The sequence below is a fragment of the Ruegeria sp. AA6 genome, assembly GCF_056542865.1.
In genome coordinates this window covers 1-1,154 of the sequence record NZ_JBQGAN010000074.1, presented here as the reverse complement: position 1 = coordinate 1,154, position 1,154 = coordinate 1, and the positions used below count along the sequence as shown (strand labels likewise).

At 59.7% G+C, this 1,154-nt stretch carries 1 protein-coding gene; it reads left to right on the top strand.

The genetic code is table 11. The annotated features are described in order from the left end of the window. A partial coding sequence (tuf, locus tag ACR0LN_RS23920) for an elongation factor Tu (protein ID WP_480433237.1) occupies window positions 1-1,154 on the top strand: 1,154 nt, incomplete at both ends.

Sequence of the window (1,154 nt, the reverse complement as noted above, 5' to 3'; positions counted from 1 at the left end):
ATGGCAAAGGAAAAGTTTGAGCGTACAAAACCGCATGTCAACATCGGCACGATTGGCCACGTTGACCACGGCAAAACCACGCTGACCGCAGCGATCACCAAGTATTTTGGTGACTTCAAAGCGTATGACCAGATTGACGGTGCGCCGGAAGAGAAAGCGCGCGGCATCACCATCTCGACCGCCCACGTGGAATATGAGACCGACGCGCGTCACTATGCGCACGTCGACTGCCCCGGCCACGCCGACTACGTCAAGAACATGATCACCGGTGCTGCGCAGATGGACGGCGCGATCCTGGTTGTGAACGCCGCTGACGGCCCGATGCCGCAGACCCGCGAGCACATCCTGCTGGGCCGCCAGGTTGGCATCCCGAAGATGGTCGTGTTCCTGAACAAAGTGGATCAGGTTGACGACGAAGAGCTGCTGGAACTGGTTGAGATGGAAGTTCGCGAACTGCTGTCCAGCTACGAATACCCCGGCGACGATATTCCGATCGTTGCAGGTTCGGCTCTGGCCGCGATGGAAGGCAACAACCCGGAAATCGGCGAAGAGAAAATCAAGGAACTGATGGCGGCTGTTGATGACTACATCGACACGCCTGAGCGCGCTGTTGACCAGCCGTTCCTGATGCCGATCGAAGACGTGTTCTCGATCTCGGGTCGTGGTACCGTTGTGACCGGTCGTGTTGAGCGTGGCGTGATCAACGTTGGCGACGAGATCGAAATCGTCGGTATCCGTGACACCGCGAAAACCACCTGCACCGGCGTTGAAATGTTCCGCAAGCTGCTGGACCGCGGTGAAGCGGGCGACAATATCGGCGCGCTGCTGCGTGGTGTTGACCGTGACGGCGTTGAGCGTGGTCAGGTTCTGTGTAAGCCGGGTTCGGTTACACCGCACACCAAGTTCGAAGCCGAAGCCTACATCCTGACCAAGGAAGAAGGCGGTCGTCACACCCCGTTCTTCGCGAACTACCGTCCGCAGTTCTACTTCCGTACGACTGACGTGACCGGCACCGTGACCCTGGCCGAAGGCACCGAGATGGTCATGCCCGGCGACAACGTGTCGTTCGGCGTTGAGCTGATCGCGCCCATCGCGATGGAAAACGGCCTGCGCTTCGCAATCCGCGAAGGTGGCCGCACCGTCGGCGCCGGCGT